The organism is Pseudoalteromonas sp. MEBiC 03485, from assembly GCF_004195145.1.
Classification (GTDB): domain Bacteria; phylum Pseudomonadota; class Gammaproteobacteria; order Enterobacterales; family Alteromonadaceae; genus Pseudoalteromonas; species Pseudoalteromonas apostichopi.
In genome coordinates this window covers 260,239-275,314 of the sequence record NZ_SGBT01000001.1, presented here as the reverse complement: position 1 = coordinate 275,314, position 15,076 = coordinate 260,239, and the positions used below count along the sequence as shown (strand labels likewise).

Sequence of the window (15,076 nt, the reverse complement as noted above, 5' to 3'; positions counted from 1 at the left end):
CCACTTATGCATGTGAAGTTTTCGCTGTCGCGTTGGCAGCTTATAGCCTGGCTTATTGGCCTGTTGCTTGTTACGCCATTAGGCTTTTTGTTATTTGAATCTCTGCAAGGGGATTCAGACGTATTTCAGCACCTATTTGACACGGTGCTTTGGGATTATACCCGTAATACGCTATTACTCATTGTCGGAGTGGGACTATTAAGCTGCGTTATTGCTTTACCGTTAGCTTGGTTAACTGCCTATTGTGATTTTCCGGGACGTAAGCAGTTTGAGTGGGCTTTAATGCTGCCATTAGCAATGCCAACGTACCTCATAGCTTATGTGTATACTGACTTACTTGATTATGCTGGGCCAATTCAAATAGCGCTAAGAGAGTGGTTTGGTTGGCAATCACCAGATGATTATTGGTTTTTTGATATTCGTACGTTAACCGGGGCCATTATTATGATTGCTCTGGTACTCTATCCATACTTATTCCTTATTTTTAAAACGGCGCTTAGAGAGCAGTCTTTTAAATTAGTACAAGCTAGTCAGTTGATGGGGTTATCGCCATTTAAAAGTTTCTTAAGAGTTAGTTTGCCCCTTGGTCGAGGGGCTATTGTGGCAGGAATAACATTAATCAGCATGGAAGCAATGGCTGACTTTGCCACCGTTAATTATTTTGCGGTGAGTACATTAACGACTGCTGTTTACGATACATGGCTTGGCTATTACTCATTGACGGCTGCAGCGAAAATCTCTGGCATTATGCTACTCATTTTGTTTTTAACCATCATGGTGGAGCGCTTTAGCCGACGTAATCAAGCTGTATATGAACGTCAGTCAAGTATCAACAGCGCAACATTATATCGCTTAAAAGGCTATGCTGCATGGGCTGCAAGCTTAGCTTGCATGTTAGTTCTGTTACTTGCTTTTATACTGCCTGTTGGGGTGTTAATTAAGTACGCCATTGCGTATTCCGATGAAGCATGGAATGGGGCATTTTTTAATTACGCTTGGCAGAGTTTTAAAGTCGCTGTTGTGGTGAGTATTGCAACCATCCTATTGAGCTTGTTGGTATTGTTTTATCAGCGAATTGCTAAACAAGCTTACTCTTTACTTCCTGGACGTTTAGCAAGTACAGGTTATGCCTTGCCAGGTACAGTGTTGGCCATTGCCGTATTACTCCCATTAACTCAGCTAGATGACACATTAAATAACTGGCTTGAGCCTTTTGGTTTATCGCCTGGGTTACTTTTGAGTGGCACTTTATTTGCCATGATCTTTGCTTATGTTGTGCGTTTTTATGCGATTGCGCATGGTGCGCTTGAAAGTAGCTTTCTGCGTATTAGTCCATCGCTAGATATGGCTAGTCAATCAATGGGCAAAGGACCATTACAAACCTTATGGCGGGTACATTTACCGTTGTTAAAACGAGGGATTCTTACTGCTGGTTTGTTAGTATTTATTGAGTGCATGAAAGAGTTGCCAGCAGCTTTATTACTTAGGCCTTTTAATTTTGAAACGCTTGCGACCCATGTTTTTCAGTATGTTAGTGATGAGCAGTTAGAGCTTGCGTCTATTTCAGCTTTGTTTATCGTGTTAGTTGGGTTAATTCCTTTGTATTTCGTTAATCGTTCGATGGAGCAAAATCACTCATGAGTCATTTGATAATTCAAGACCTAGCTTATCAGTATAATGGCACTAAGGTATTGAGTGAACTCAATCTTAATGTTGAGCAAGATGAAATTGTTTGTTTGCTTGGCGCAAGTGGCTGTGGCAAAACCACCACCTTAAAGGCAATCGCGGGGATTTTACAGCCCGAGCAAGGCTATATGAGCATAGATTCAAATGTGGTCAATGATAGCGGACTATTTGTTGCACCTGAAAAACGTAATATCGGCATGATGTTTCAAGACTATGCGTTATTCCCTCATCTAACGGTTAGTGACAACATTGCGTTTGGCCTCAGTAATATGAGCAAAGCACAAAAGCGTGAGCGCGTGGACGAAATGCTCAGCCTTGTTAAATTAGATGGTTGTGCTGGACGTTACCCTCATCAACTTTCAGGTGGTCAGCAGCAACGAGTCGCGATTGCTCGTGCTCTTGCTTATAAGCCAAGCTTATTATTACTTGATGAGCCATTTTCGAATATTGACACACAAGTACGCTTTGAGCTTATTGCAGATATACGTCGCATTATTAAAGATCAGCAGGTATCTGCGGTATTTGTTACCCACTCGAAGGAAGAAGCTTTCGCCTTTGCCGACACGCTTGCGGTTATGCATGGTGGAAAAATCGCCCAACAGGGCTCCGCGGAGCAGTTATTTAGCCAACCTAACTCAAAGGTGGTTGCAGAGTTTCTTGGTACGGGCATATACTTAACGGCGAAAGTATTAACGCCAACTGAATACGAAACGGCGTTTGGTGTGGTTCACTCATTGACGGCGAACAATGTAGATTGTCAGCAAGGTCAAGTGTACATAAGACCGCACTATATTCAGTTGTGCGAAGCTGCTCACAGTGACGCAAACAGTTTAACAATCTTGCAAAGACGCTTTATCGGTACGCGTTATGTGTATCGTATCAATATTGCAGGGCAAGAGTGTGAAGTTGCCGCAGAGCAAGATCGCGTGTTAGCTGTTGAGCAGCCTGTAAAAATAAAAATAATGCCGCACACAGTCAATTTTTTTCATGATTAATCAATCTTGAATCCTTGGCTAGGTGCAAATAACGAGAAGCTAAGGATTCACTATGGCGCAAGCGCAATCTGGGATTTGTGCTGAAGCAAACTTACATGGTTTGCACCTGTTTTTTAATGTTTACGATGGCCATGATGAGTCATTACGTAAAAAACTAAAACGCGTCAGCGTTATTCAAGATGAGTTTGCAGATCAGTTCTCTGAAGCCATGCTGTCGTGCGTGGTTGCCCTTGGTGCTCAGTATTGGCCGCATATCCTGCCCGAATTTATTCCAAGTCAATTACAAAGCTTTCCTAATGTGACTCATAGTGAGCATGTGATCAGTGCACAGCCTTTTGACTTGTTTGTACAAATTCGCTCAGACCGCGAAGATGTAAACCATCTATTTGCTCTGCAAATTCTAAAGTTATTAACACCGGATGTAGAGCTGGTGGAGCAGGTACGTAATTTTCGGTTTTTAGATGGGCGTGATTTTAATGGCTTTATTTATGCTGGTGATACCCCTCATGGTCGTCAAAAGCGTAGCACGGCTCTTATCAACAAACCGGGGCACTTTGAAGACCAAGGCAGCTATATTCATGTGCAGCGTTTTGTGCATGACTTGAGTGTCTGGCAGCATTTGTCGTTGTTCGAGCAAGAACAAATCATGGGACGTACGCGTCTTGATAATACCTTGATTGTGCCTGCTGTAGAAACTAGTCATGCGGTTCGCAGTGAACTAAAAGATGAGCACGGTCAGCCACTATTACTTAATCAAAGCATGCCATTTGGTGATGTGCATAAACAGGGGATTTTGATGGTTTCGTGTGCGGCGCAAGGGGATGCGTTTGAGCAGGTATTAAAGAGCCGGTTGGGGCAGGGCGATTGCTATGATCATTGGCTCGATTTTACTCAAGCCGATATGGGATCTGCGTTTTTCGCCCCGTCAGTAAACTTTTTAAAGCAGCTTTAAACTGTATCGAATAAAGTGCGCACGCGATCAAGCGTGACATCGATTTCTGAAATCTTCGCAGGGGCGATAAAAATAGTGTCGTCGCCTGCAATAGTGCCTAGTACACCATCCGCCTTACCTAGAGAATCAAGTAATCGAGCAATTAATTGAGCTGCGCCTGGGCTAGTACGAATAATGATCATCATTTCGTTATGCATAATATCGATAACAAGCTGACGCAGCGGGCTTTTCGCTGTTGGTACACCCATTTCAGCCGGTAAACAATAAACCATTTCTTGCTTTGCATTACGGGTACGTACAGCACCGAACTTGCTTAACATGCGAGAGACTTTACTTTGGCTAATATTATCAAAGCCTTGCTCTTTCAATGCTTCGACAATCTCACCTTGTGAGCCGAAGTTTTCTTCTTTTAATAGCGCTTTAAACGCTTTGATTAGTGCTTCTTGTTTGTCTTGTGGTTGCATGTTGCCGTTTCTTTATTCATAAAATGTGGAGTAATTCTACACAACTCTGCATATTTATGCAGTATTAGTTTACAAAGTCGTCCAAAATGCTGTGTCTTTACAGCTAAGTTTACAACTATGGTCGAAATTATACGCGAAATAAGCAGGATAAATTTGTTTTTAGTCGCTAATTTCATTATCTTTAGGGCCACAAATATTTCCTACCTCAAATTACGGAGAATTCCAATGAAAGTTGCTGTTTTAGGCGCAGCTGGCGGTATCGGCCAAGCATTGTCTTTATTATTAAAAACAAGTTTACCTGCAGGTTCTGAATTATCGTTATATGATGTTGCCCCTGTTGTTCCTGGTGTAGCGGTTGATCTTTCTCACATCCCAACAGACGTTAAAGTTGAAGGCTTTGGTGCTGACAACTTAGACGCAGCATTAGCTGGTTGTGATATCGTTCTTATCCCAGCGGGTATGCCACGTAAGCCTGGCATGGACCGTGCGGACCTTTTCAACGTAAACGCAGGTATCATCAAAACATTAGCTGAAGGCATCGTTAAAAACTGTCCTAAAGCGTTAGTAGGTATTATCACTAACCCAGTAAACGGCACTGTGCCAATCGTTGCTGAAGTATTCAAAAAAGCGGGTACTTACGATGCTAACCGTGTATTCGGTATCACAACGCTTGACGTGATCCGTTCAGAAGCTTTTGTAGCTGAACTTAAAGGTTTAAGCGCAACTGAAGTTAAAGTTCCAGTGATCGGTGGTCACTCAGGTACTACAATCCTTCCTCTTCTTTCTCAAGTTGAAGGTGTTACTTTCACTGATGAAGAAGTTGCAGCATTAACACCACGTATCCAAAACGCAGGTACTGAAGTTGTTAACGCTAAAGCCGGTGGCGGTTCAGCAACTCTTTCAATGGGTGCAGCAGCAGCGCGCTTCTGTATGTCTTTAGTGAAAGGCCTACAAGGTGAAGAAGTTGTTGATTATGCATACGTTGCAGTTGAAAACGGTGACGCAGCATACTTCGCACACCCAGTACGTCTAGGTAAAAACGGCGTTGAAGAAATCCTTTCTTACGGTGAGTTAAGTGCATTCGAAGAGCAAGCTAAAAACGACATGCTAGCTACACTTAACAAAGACATCCAAGAAGGTGTTGATTTCATCAACGGTTAATTCCGCCAGATGATAGGCGCTTTGCTTATTCGTTAACTTAGTAAAAGCGCTGAAAACAAAAAAGCCTGCAAATGCAGGCTTTTTAATGGCTCGAATAAATAGAGTTTAATGATCGCGGGCAACGGCGATGCGGGCCAAACTCTCTAATGCTTGTTTGTAAGGTGTGTCTGGTAAGAAAGCAATACAAGCAATCGCTTTGTCAGCTTCTTGTTCTGCTTTTTGCATCGCAAACTCAAGCGCTTTAGTGTCAGCTAGTGCTGCTAGAATGCTCTCTAAGTGATCCATACCATTACCAAGCTCAATAGCTTCTCGTACCAGCTTAACTTGCTCGGGAGTGCCTTTTTGCATTGCGTAGATAAGCGGTAGGGTAGGTTTACCTTCAGCTAAATCATCGCCAATGTTTTTACCAAGTTGCTCGGCATCGGCGTTGTAATCAAGGACATCATCTACTAGTTGGAATGCAGTCCCAAGATGCATTCCGTATAAGTTTAATGCTTCAAGGGTTTGTTCATCTTGCTCAGTAATAATTGCGGCAAGGCCTGTTGCAGCTTCGAACAATTTGGCTGTTTTGCTGTAAATAACCTGCATGTAGCTTTGTTCTGTGGTGTCAGGGTCGTTACAGTTCATTAGCTGTAATACTTCACCTTCAGCGATGACATTCGTTGCATCAGCCAAAATTTGCATAATTGGCATTTTTCCAAGGCCAACCATTAGCTGAAACGAACGTGTATAGATAAAATCACCCACCAATACGCTTGCTGCATTACCGAACTCAGCATTTGCTGTAGGTGTGCCGCGGCGCAAATGTGACTCGTCGACAACGTCGTCATGCAATAAAGTAGCGGTATGAATAAATTCGATGATAGTGGCAAGCGTAATGTGGTCTTTACCCTCATAACCGAGTGCTTTTGCCGCTAAAATGGCCAACATAGGACGAACGCGTTTACCGCCGCTGTTTACTATGTATAAACCGAGTTGGTTAACCAATGCGACATCTGAACGCATTTGGGCATGTATAAGTTGATTGACGTCATCCATTTCATTTTCGATTAACGTCTGGATAGCTTTTATATCCATTGATCTCCGAGCCAATATTTATGGGTATACGGGGCTGATTGTACAACAAAAAAAGCACTTGCTCGATATTTTGTGATGATTCATTAAAAAAACACTGTAAAGTTTTTTATTTGAGATCAATTTTGCCAAGATAAATTTATAACCTTGATTAATAAGTGATCAGCTTTTTGAATTTTCAAGGTGCGTATTATTAGCGTAATTTAATTGTCATGAGATCGTAAAAACCGCTTGGCATGTGGTGTTTTTAAGATAGAATAGAGAAAAATATTGAATTGCTCTCAATGCAGCTATTTTTTATTCATTTTATCGAAAAAGAGGCTTGCTAGTTTTTGCACATTAGCGTAAACTTCGCGCCCTATTGAAGAATATTTTAGTTGCGTCGATTTGAGGGCGCACAGACGGAGTTAATTATGTACGCGGTTTTCCAAAGTGGTGGTAAACAGCACCGTGTGACTGAAGGTCAAACAATTCGTCTTGAGAAATTAGACGTTGAAACTGGTGCAGCAGTTGAATTTGATTCAGTACTTTTAGTTGCTGATGGTGAGAAAATCGAGATCGGTGTACCGTTCGTAAACGGTGGTAAAGTAACAGCTGAGGTTGTTTCACACGGTCGCGGTGAGAAAGTTAAGATTGTTAAATTTAGACGTCGTAAGCATTCTCGTAAGCAAATGGGCCATCGTCAATGGTTCACTGAAGTTAAAATCACTGGCATTAGCGCTTAATTAGAGGTACTGAGAAATGGCACATAAAAAAGCAGCTGGTAGTACTCGTAACGGTCGCGATTCAGAAAGCAAACGCCTAGGTGTTAAGCGTTTTGGTGGCGAATCAGTTCTAGCGGGTAGCATCATTGTTCGTCAACGTGGTACTCGTTTCCACGCTGGCGCAAACGTAGGTATCGGTAAAGACCACACTATCTTCGCAAAAGCAGATGGTAAAGTTCAATTCGAACAGAAAGGTCCTTTAAACCGTAAATACGTAAATATCGTAGCTGAGTAATCAACTCGATATTTGAAAAACCCCGCCTTTGCGGGGTTTTTTGTTTTAAGGCACATAATAGTGCGTATAAATATATACCTAAGCACCTTGGCATTGGGTGCTGAATAGGGCACTTAGGTATATAATAGAGTTATTAACAAGCCAATCTTAAAGTGAGTAATCATGAAGTTTGTAGATGAAGTAGAAATTCGTTGTGACGCGGGTGATGGCGGCAGCGGTGTCGTATCTTTCCGACGTGAAAAATATGTACCAGATGGCGGTCCTGATGGCGGCGACGGCGGCGATGGCGGCAGCGTGTATCTACAAGCCGATGAAAACTTAAATACGTTAATTGATTACCAATTTGAGCGTTTTCATAAAGCAGAGCGCGGCACAAATGGTCAAAGCCGTAACATGACTGGTAAAAAAGGCGCTGATTTAACGCTTAAAGTACCTGTGGGTACACGTATCATTGATGTTGATACTGAAGAGTCATTAGGTGATTTGACCAAGCATGGTCAAAAGGTTGTTGTTGCAAAAGGTGGTTTCCATGGCTTGGGGAATGCACGTTTTAAATCAAGTACAAACCGTGCGCCTCGTCAAAAAACATTAGGTACACCTGGTGAAGTTCGCAGCTTACGCCTAGAGCTAATGCTACTTGCGGATGTTGGCTTACTTGGTTTACCAAATGCCGGCAAATCAACGTTTATCCGCAGTGTTTCTGCAGCTAAACCAAAAGTGGCTGATTACCCGTTTACGACGCTTATTCCTAATCTTGGTGTAGTACGCCCAGACGCTAATAAGTCATTTGTAATTGCTGATATCCCTGGTCTAATCGAAGGCGCTTCAGATGGTGCTGGCCTGGGTATTCGCTTCTTAAAGCACTTAGAGCGTTGTCGTGTATTACTGCATATCATTGATGTTATGCCTGTTGATGGCACAAATCCGGTTGATAATGCCTTTGCGATTATTAATGAGCTGCACCAATACAGCCCTAAACTTGCTGAAAAGCCGCGCTGGTTAGTGTTTAACAAAATTGACCTATTACCAGAAGGTGAAGCTGAAGCCCTGTGTAATGAAATTGCCGAAGAGCTAGGTGAAGAGGCTAATGTTTACCGTATCTCTGCTGCGAATAAACAAAATACTCAAGCACTTTGTCATGACATTATGGCGCTACTTGATAGTATGCCGAAAGAGAAATTCGCTGAAGAAGAGAAAGAAGAAGTTGAATTTAAGTGGGATACTTATCATCAGAAAGCGACCTCTCAAGACGATGATGATTGGGATGACGACTGGGATGATGATGACTACGATGTAGAAGTTATCTACCAACGATAAAATTTAAAACTGAAAAGGAGCCATGCGCTCCTTTTTTATTAATAAGAAAAAAGTATTAAGGTTTAGTGTGAAAATTTCAATGATTGCTGCTATGGCAAATAACCGAGTAATTGGTCAAGACAACCAAATGCCATGGCATTTACCTGCCGATCTGCAACACTTTAAAAAAGTAACCATGGCAAAGCCTGTGATCATGGGCCGTAAAACGTTTGAATCAATAGGCCGCCCTTTGCCAGGCCGTCAAAATATTATTATCACGCGTAATGCTGATTATACCGCAGAGGGTATTGAGGTGGTTACTTCACCTGAGGCTGCGCTGGAATTGGTTGCTGATGTTGAAGAAGTTATGATTATTGGAGGTGGAAATATATACGAACAATTTCTATCTCAAGCAGATCGTCTATACTTAACATTCATCGACCTTGAAGTGGCCGGTGATACGCAGTTCCCAGATTACGAAAGTGTTGCTAATTGGACAGTTGTAGAGCAAGAACAGCATCAGCCTGATAACAAAAACTCTTACTCGTATACCTTTGTAACGCTGTATAAAAATTCGTAACATTATTGCGGTAAAAATAATTAGTTGGTACAATATTACACAATCTTGGTAAGAAGAAAGTATTACATAAGGGCAAAATATGATGAAGTTACCAAACATGTTACTTGCAGCGGTTGTTGTTTCAGCGTCAGTTGCGTATACAGCACCAGCAAAAGCTGATGATCAATTAGCGGTTTCAATCTGTGAGTACATCGCTGCTGATGATAAAAACCGTCTACGTAGTAAGCTGAAAAGCTCACGTGTGAAAATCCGTAATATCTTTGATGCTGTAAAATGTAATGGCAACAATATGCTTCGTCATGCAATTGAAAGCGGTGCTGCTGATGCTGGTGAATACATCGTTAAGAACTTATCTAAAAGTTCTTTAGAAGACGGTGCAGACATCGCATGGGCTGAATCAAACGGTCACGGTGGTTCACCACTAATTGCTGTTATTAAAGAGCGCGCAGGCCTTTAACTTAAACGCCAATAGAATTTAAGAAACCGCAGTCGTTGCGGTTTTTTTATGCCTGAAAAACGCGTCGCTAAATTAATACCTAGTCGCAATAGAACTTAATTATTATGTATTAAAAAATGCATCTACATGGGCGTAGGAGGCAGGCGAATATTAAGAGTAATTACCTCCAAAGATCACTCAATTAAGCGAACTGGTATGAATATATAAAAAAACCGTGTTTGCTTACGCAAACACGGCTTATATTCTTGTCTTACCGCTTCTTAAACTTTAAACGCGTCTACCGATAAACGTAGTTCTTCGGCTAACTTAGCAACTTCTGAACTTGAAATATTGGTTTGGTTTGCGCCCTCAGCTGTTTGCTCTGCAATTGCCACAATTGACTCTAAGCGTTCGCTAATTTCTTGCGATACTTGTTGCTGTTCGTGAGCGGCTGTCGAGATCTCTTCACTTACATTATGAGCTTGTGCAACGGCTGCGGTGATTGAGTCAAGAGCTGTATTTGCAAGGTCTGATTGCTCAACACACGACTCAGCTTGTTGCTTACCTTTCGACATTGCCGATACAGCAGCCTCAGCGCCAACTTGAAGCGATTCAATCATAGCTTGAATCTCTTGGGTCGACTCTTGAGTCTTGCTTGCAAGAGAGCGTACTTCGTCAGCTACTACGGCGAAGCCTCGGCCTTGCTCACCGGCACGGGCTGCTTCAATGGCTGCATTAAGCGCGAGTAGGTTAGTTTGCTCAGCAATGCCACGAATAACATCTAAGATGCCACCGATTGATGCGCTATCTTTGTGTAGTTTATTGATAACTTGTGATGCATCATCCACTTCACGAGCAAGTTGTTCAATAGTCGCTTTATTTTGCGAAGAAATACCTTTAACACGGTCAGCTTCTTTATCTGCGTTCTTGATTTCACTTAGTGCTTGTTGAGCGCTACTGCTTACTGCTTGTGATGTGCTGCTCATTTCAGTGGTTGCTGTCGCAGCTTGTTCAACTTGCGCTTGTTGATTACGAATGGCCTGGCTAGATTCTTCAGTGATTGCTGAAGTCTCTTCAGAGGCTGCAGCAAGCTGTGTAGAGCGAGAGATAATGCCTTGAATAAGCGTACGTAAACTTTCGATTAGCGTATTACAACTACGCGATAGTTCCCCAAATTCGTCTTTTGCTGAATCGTCTAGGCGTTGAGTCATATCGCCGCTAGCGACAATATCAAGAATACGGTTTACTTCAGAAAGCGGTTTAGTAATACGGCTAACAGTAATAGCTGCAACAGCAATGGCAATTAAAGTGGCGATAACCATGGCAATCCAAGTCCAAATGGTTGCCGTAGATACGTTCCCACTTACATCTTGCTGTAAGTCAAAAGCAAGGACCGTTGCTTGGTCAACAAGCTCTTTAAGTTGCTTTAGAGCTTCAGTGGTTGATTTTTCTGCATTAGCCAGCTCAGATTGAGTTTGTGCAATTGCATCAATGAGACGTTTTTTATTTGCTGATAAACTGTTGTTGCCGCGAACGTTGTCAGCAAGACTTTCAAAATAACCATTTAGGTCATTATATAAATCCGCATTATTATCAATGATAGCTGGACGGATAAGGCCAAGGCTTCGTTCAACTTCTTCTAGGTAATAAGTTTGTTCGTTTTTGATGATATCTAAGGTATTAAGCGTTTTAACCGTTAGCATGTCTGTGCTATTAGTTACTACTGATTGGAAGTTATTTTCCATGTTATTGGCAGCTTGATAAGCACGCGAGTGGTTTTCTTCAAGACCATCAATATCAATAATATCAAGTACAACAGAGTTAGCATCTTCAGCACTTATCTCGATGTTTTCAAGCTGGGTGCGCAGTGTTTTGTTGAGCTCAAGTTGAGTTTGTTTGTCTGCAAAAAGGTTATCGACAGATTTAGCAAAGCGTTTATAAGTTTGTTCAACTTCTTGGCTGCTTTGTTTCAGTTTCGGATCGTTACTAACTACCTGTTGTAAATCTTGGTAGGAGTTATCGTAACGCTTTTTCTGTTCGTTAAAGTTTTTTCTAAGTGCAGCTAATTCATCTTGTGATGTAGTGTAAAAGCTCGCTTGCGCTGACTTACTCATCAAAATGAATTCAACTTGCAACTCATAACTTTTGTCGAGAGCCGGTAATGACAGCTGATTAACTCGCTGTGTCGATTGATCAATGTTGGTAATTCTGATCAACGAGTTACCACCAATAAATAGCAGGAGTAACGTAATAACAATAAAGCCACCCCAAATTCGCTGTCTAACGGTCAAGTTCATATGTAATTCCAGAAAATAGTACTAATCAATACTTATCGGCAAGGTTGCCAATTAGTTAAGTAATTAAATTTAATTAGCTTTAAATTAAATCAACTTTAATTTATATAAATCTAACAGATGTTCAGCTATTTTTCAGTTTATTTAGATAAAAGAGTGGGATTTTTCGACAAAACAGTCTTTTTTGCTGAGTTCCATGAGTGTCATTGCGCCTCCCCATACACAGCCAGTGTCGAGGGCATGAATATTTTCGGCGTTTACTTTACCTTCTAAAGCGGCCCAGTGACCAAATGTGATCTGTTGATTGAGTTCAGAAATATTCGGATGCTCAAACCAAGGTAGTATTGAGCTATCTTCACTAACGCTGGTTTTATTGCTGAAATCTAGCTCACCGAGCAAATTTACAAAACGCATACGAGTGAAGTAATTAACAATATAACGAAACTTGGCTTCATTACTCATCGTTGATTGCCATTCTAATGGATGGGAGTCATACATATTGGCAAAGTAATGATTGGCATCGCTACCTTGATAGCAACTTTCTGCAAAGCGAGCGCGCTTTAATGCTTTTTTAATCGACCAATTTGGGTTTAAGCCGGCATGGCTTATTAGCATGTCGTAGCGTTCAAGCCACAAGGCTAAAGGCTGTTGTTGCAAAAAATGAATATATTCAGAGCGTTTTGGACTAGAAAAAACAGCATCAAGCTTATCTTTAGGATTTGCTGGTTTATTTAAATAATGACAGGCAATAAGGTGTAAGTCATGATTACCAAGGGTAATGGTTACACTGCCTTGCATTTTATAAAGACGCTCGAGGCAGGCGAGTGAGTCAGGGCCTCGAGCGACAATATCGCCAACTAAGTAAAGGTGATCTTGGCTTGGGTTGAAGTTGACACGTTTGAGTAACGTATCAAATTCACAGTAACAGCCTTGTAAGTCACCAATTGCGTAATCAGCCATTGTTACCTAGTGCAAAATGTTTGGACAGGCTAAACGAAAAACGTCGATTGGCGCTTCAAACTCAGTACCAAACTCGTTACGCATGGTGTAATGACCTTGCATTGTGCCAACCGGGGTATCAAGTACAGCACCACTGGTGTATTTATAGCTTTCGCCAGGAGCAATAGTGGGTGTTTCGCCAACAACACCTTCGCCTTGTACCTCAACTTCTTTACCATTGGCATCGGTAATTAACCAATAACGACTTAAAAGCTTAGCGCTACATAAGCTGTGGTTTTTAATGGTGATTGAGTATGCAAAAACGTATTTATCTTGTTCAGGCTCTGATTGACCTTCTACATAGAAGGTTTCAACCGAAACCTTAATTGGAGAACCTAAATTACTGCTTGTTGTCATAAATCCAATTAGCTATATCAATAAATTGTTGTAAAGATAGGCTTTCTGCACGAAGAGTGATATCAATACCTATACCTGTTAGTTCTTCAGCTGTAAGTAAGTTAGATAAGCTATTACGCAGTGTCTTACGACGTTGGTTAAAAGCTTCTAAACAAACGGTGTTTAATAACTTAGTACTTTTAGCTGAACGTTGTTCTGGCTTTTTAGGGATCAAGCGGATAACCGCTGAATCTACCTTAGGTGCAGGCTTAAAGCATTCAGGTGGCACATCAATCACTGGCATTGCGTGGCAGTAATACTGTGTCATCACACTTAAACGACCAAAGGCTTTACTGCCAGGGCCTGCTACCATACGTTTGACAACTTCTTTTTGCAGCATAAAGTGCATGTGCTCAACATTATCTGCGAACTCAAATAAATGGAATAGCAGCGGGGTCGAAACGTTGTAAGGTAAGTTACCAAAAATCTTTAACTTTTCGTCAGACTTGATCAGAGAGCTGAAATCGAACTTCATTGCATCGCCTTGATGCACTGTTAATTTAGGCCCTAAAAATGGGTGGCTCGTTAAACGTTCTGCTAAGTCTTTATCTAGCTCAACAACAGTTAAATGGCCACTTAATTCAGCTACAGGCTCAGTGATTGCACCAAGGCCTGGGCCGATTTCTACTAAATTGTCTTCAGGTTTAGGATCAATAGCCGTGACGATTTTGTCGATGATCATGTCATCGTTTAAAAAGTTTTGACCAAAACGCTTACGAGCGCGGTGTCCTAAATGTACTTTATCTGTCATTGATTCTGTGCTTTTTCATGGGCGAGCTTAATTGCTTCGCGGATCGCTAATTCAAAACTACCTACATCAGCAGTACCAGTGCCAGCTAAATCTAGTGCCGTACCATGGTCTACTGAGGTGCGAATAAATGGCAGGCCAAGGGTAATGTTGACCGAATTGCCGAAACCTTTGTATTTTAGCACAGGTAATCCCTGATCGTGATACATTGCAAGCACAGCATCTGCTTGTGATAGATATTTATCTTGAAACAGGGTGTCAGCTGGCAATGGGCCAATTAAGTTCATACCTTGGTTATTCAGATGTTCTAAAGTTGGCGTTATGGTGTCAATTTCTTCAGTGCCTAAATGGCCATCTTCACCCGCATGCGGGTTGAGTCCACACACTAATATACGCGGCTTTTCAATACCAAACTTAGTTTGTAAGTCATGGTTTAAAATCGTAGCCACTTTACTTAAACGTTCAACAGTAATCGCACGAGACACATAAGCAAGTGGTATATGTGTTGTTACGAGTGCCACGCGTAAGCCTTCTGTTGCTAGCAACATAACTACATCGGCAGTATTTGATTGCTGTGCGAAATACTCAGTATGACCACTAAACGAGATACCCGCTTTGTTGATAATACCTTTATGGACAGGTCCTGTGACAACAGCTGCAAATGTACCATCCATGTTTTTTTCGCTGGCGATACGTAGCGTATCCAACACGTATTGACCGTTAGCGTCATTAAGTACGCCGACTTCAACGTCAGTGCCTAAATCCACTTGATGTAAGTAAACACTGCCAGCAGGTGCAAGGCTTGGCGCTTTGCTATCATCAAACTCAATTAAGTTGATATCTAAGCCAAGTAATTTGGCGCGCTGTTTTAAAAGCGCACCATCAGCAATCACCACCAGTTGGGCATCCCACTGGTGCTGCGCTAACTTGATAAGTAAATCAGGGCCAATACCGGCTGGCTCACCTGGGGTAATTGCGATTCTAATGGTCATAATT

Annotated in this window: 16 protein-coding genes; 9 read left to right on the top strand and 7 right to left on the bottom strand. The window is 41.8% G+C overall.

The window, feature by feature from the left end; translation table 11 throughout:
- Positions 1-6: 6 nt before the first annotated feature.
- From EVU92_RS01260 to EVU92_RS01250, 3 genes are read left to right on the top strand one after another with little or no spacing between them, the layout of a single operon-like run.
- A complete protein-coding gene (locus tag EVU92_RS01260; RefSeq protein ID WP_130049694.1) occupies positions 7-1,641 on the top strand; it encodes an iron ABC transporter permease in 1,635 nt (544 codons plus the stop codon).
- On the top strand, positions 1,638-2,681 hold the full coding sequence (locus EVU92_RS01255) for an ABC transporter ATP-binding protein (protein ID WP_130049693.1): 1,044 nt from the start codon (positions 1,638-1,640) through the stop codon (positions 2,679-2,681). Before EVU92_RS01260 ends, EVU92_RS01255 begins: the two co-directional genes overlap by 4 nt.
- A gap of 52 nt (positions 2,682-2,733) precedes the next feature.
- Entirely contained in the window at positions 2,734-3,633 is a 900-nt protein-coding gene (locus tag EVU92_RS01250; RefSeq protein WP_130049692.1) for a Dyp-type peroxidase, read from the top strand.
- On the opposite strand, the gene argR is transcribed toward EVU92_RS01250, so the two are convergent.
- Positions 3,630-4,097 carry a transcriptional regulator ArgR gene (gene argR / locus EVU92_RS01245; RefSeq protein ID WP_054551012.1) on the bottom strand — a complete coding sequence of 156 codons (468 nt, stop codon included), beginning with the start codon at positions 4,095-4,097 and terminating at the stop codon, positions 3,630-3,632. The genes EVU92_RS01250 and argR overlap by 4 nt on opposite strands.
- 225 nt (positions 4,098-4,322) lie before the next feature.
- On the opposite strand from argR, the gene mdh reads away from it, so the two are divergent.
- Positions 4,323-5,258 (top strand): malate dehydrogenase, encoded by a 936-nt coding sequence (mdh, locus tag EVU92_RS01235; RefSeq protein WP_130049690.1) that lies wholly within the window; start codon positions 4,323-4,325, stop codon positions 5,256-5,258.
- Between the two features lie 105 nt (positions 5,259-5,363).
- Here mdh and ispB read toward each other — a convergent pair whose 3' ends face one another.
- The gene (gene ispB / locus EVU92_RS01230) at positions 5,364-6,335 is read right to left on the bottom strand and encodes an octaprenyl diphosphate synthase (protein WP_054562777.1); all 972 of its coding nucleotides are present in this window, start codon (positions 6,333-6,335) and stop codon (positions 5,364-5,366) included.
- Positions 6,336-6,745: 410 nt separating this feature from the next.
- Between ispB and rplU the strand changes: the two genes are divergently transcribed.
- From rplU to EVU92_RS01205, 5 genes are all read left to right on the top strand, one after another.
- A complete protein-coding gene (gene rplU / locus EVU92_RS01225) occupies positions 6,746-7,057 on the top strand; it encodes a 50S ribosomal protein L21 (RefSeq protein ID WP_036965957.1) in 312 nt (103 codons plus the stop codon).
- Between the two features lie 16 nt (positions 7,058-7,073).
- Entirely contained in the window at positions 7,074-7,331 is a 258-nt protein-coding gene (gene rpmA / locus EVU92_RS01220) for a 50S ribosomal protein L27 (protein ID WP_054551015.1), read from the top strand.
- Positions 7,332-7,493: 162 nt separating this feature from the next.
- A complete protein-coding gene (gene cgtA, locus EVU92_RS01215) occupies positions 7,494-8,648 on the top strand; it encodes an Obg family GTPase CgtA (protein ID WP_130049689.1) in 1,155 nt (384 codons plus the stop codon).
- 67 nt (positions 8,649-8,715) lie between these two features.
- Entirely contained in the window at positions 8,716-9,207 is a 492-nt protein-coding gene (gene folA, locus EVU92_RS01210) for a type 3 dihydrofolate reductase (protein ID WP_167658209.1), read from the top strand.
- Between the two features lie 79 nt (positions 9,208-9,286).
- On the top strand, positions 9,287-9,664 hold the full coding sequence (locus EVU92_RS01205) for a DUF3718 domain-containing protein (RefSeq protein ID WP_130049688.1): 378 nt from the start codon (positions 9,287-9,289) through the stop codon (positions 9,662-9,664).
- Between the two features lie 260 nt (positions 9,665-9,924).
- Here the strand turns inward: EVU92_RS01205 and EVU92_RS01200 are convergent, their stop codons facing one another.
- From EVU92_RS01200 to pdxA, 5 genes are all read right to left on the bottom strand, one after another.
- Positions 9,925-11,940, bottom strand: coding sequence for a methyl-accepting chemotaxis protein (locus tag EVU92_RS01200; protein WP_130049687.1), 2,016 nt, complete (start codon positions 11,938-11,940; stop codon positions 9,925-9,927).
- A gap of 141 nt (positions 11,941-12,081) precedes the next feature.
- Positions 12,082-12,897, bottom strand: coding sequence for a symmetrical bis(5'-nucleosyl)-tetraphosphatase (locus EVU92_RS01195; protein ID WP_130049686.1), 816 nt, complete (start codon positions 12,895-12,897; stop codon positions 12,082-12,084).
- Positions 12,898-12,903: 6 nt separating this feature from the next.
- A complete protein-coding gene (gene apaG / locus EVU92_RS01190; protein WP_130049685.1) occupies positions 12,904-13,293 on the bottom strand; it encodes a Co2+/Mg2+ efflux protein ApaG in 390 nt (129 codons plus the stop codon).
- Entirely contained in the window at positions 13,277-14,083 is an 807-nt protein-coding gene (gene rsmA, locus EVU92_RS01185) for a 16S rRNA (adenine(1518)-N(6)/adenine(1519)-N(6))-dimethyltransferase RsmA (protein ID WP_130049684.1), read from the bottom strand. Before rsmA ends, apaG begins: the two co-directional genes overlap by 17 nt.
- Positions 14,080-15,072 carry a 4-hydroxythreonine-4-phosphate dehydrogenase PdxA gene (gene pdxA, locus EVU92_RS01180; RefSeq protein ID WP_130049683.1) on the bottom strand — a complete coding sequence of 331 codons (993 nt, stop codon included), beginning with the start codon at positions 15,070-15,072 and terminating at the stop codon, positions 14,080-14,082. The genes rsmA and pdxA overlap by 4 nt, the downstream gene beginning before the upstream one ends.
- Positions 15,073-15,076 lie beyond the last annotated feature (4 nt).

Excerpts from the sequence above, each read along its gene's own strand:
- EVU92_RS01260 (WP_130049694.1), top strand. The coding sequence starts at position 7 with ATGCATGTGAAGTTTTCGCTGTCGCGTTGGCAGCTTATAGCCTGGCTT.
- EVU92_RS01255 (WP_130049693.1), top strand. The coding sequence starts at position 1,638 with ATGAGTCATTTGATAATTCAAGACCTAGCTTATCAGTATAATGGCACT.
- EVU92_RS01250 (WP_130049692.1), top strand. The coding sequence starts at position 2,734 with ATGGCGCAAGCGCAATCTGGGATTTGTGCTGAAGCAAACTTACATGGT.
- argR (WP_054551012.1), bottom strand. The coding sequence starts at position 4,097 with ATGCAACCACAAGACAAACAAGAAGCACTAATCAAAGCGTTTAAAGCG.
- mdh (WP_130049690.1), top strand. The coding sequence starts at position 4,323 with ATGAAAGTTGCTGTTTTAGGCGCAGCTGGCGGTATCGGCCAAGCATTG.
- ispB (WP_054562777.1), bottom strand. The coding sequence starts at position 6,335 with ATGGATATAAAAGCTATCCAGACGTTAATCGAAAATGAAATGGATGAC.
- rplU (WP_036965957.1), top strand. The coding sequence starts at position 6,746 with ATGTACGCGGTTTTCCAAAGTGGTGGTAAACAGCACCGTGTGACTGAA.
- rpmA (WP_054551015.1), top strand. The coding sequence starts at position 7,074 with ATGGCACATAAAAAAGCAGCTGGTAGTACTCGTAACGGTCGCGATTCA.
- cgtA (WP_130049689.1), top strand. The coding sequence starts at position 7,494 with ATGAAGTTTGTAGATGAAGTAGAAATTCGTTGTGACGCGGGTGATGGC.
- EVU92_RS01205 (WP_130049688.1), top strand. The coding sequence starts at position 9,287 with ATGATGAAGTTACCAAACATGTTACTTGCAGCGGTTGTTGTTTCAGCG.
- EVU92_RS01200 (WP_130049687.1), bottom strand. The coding sequence starts at position 11,940 with ATGAACTTGACCGTTAGACAGCGAATTTGGGGTGGCTTTATTGTTATT.
- EVU92_RS01195 (WP_130049686.1), bottom strand. The coding sequence starts at position 12,897 with ATGGCTGATTACGCAATTGGTGACTTACAAGGCTGTTACTGTGAATTT.
- apaG (WP_130049685.1), bottom strand. The coding sequence starts at position 13,293 with ATGACAACAAGCAGTAATTTAGGTTCTCCAATTAAGGTTTCGGTTGAA.
- rsmA (WP_130049684.1), bottom strand. The coding sequence starts at position 14,083 with ATGACAGATAAAGTACATTTAGGACACCGCGCTCGTAAGCGTTTTGGT.
- pdxA (WP_130049683.1), bottom strand. The coding sequence starts at position 15,072 with ATGACCATTAGAATCGCAATTACCCCAGGTGAGCCAGCCGGTATTGGC.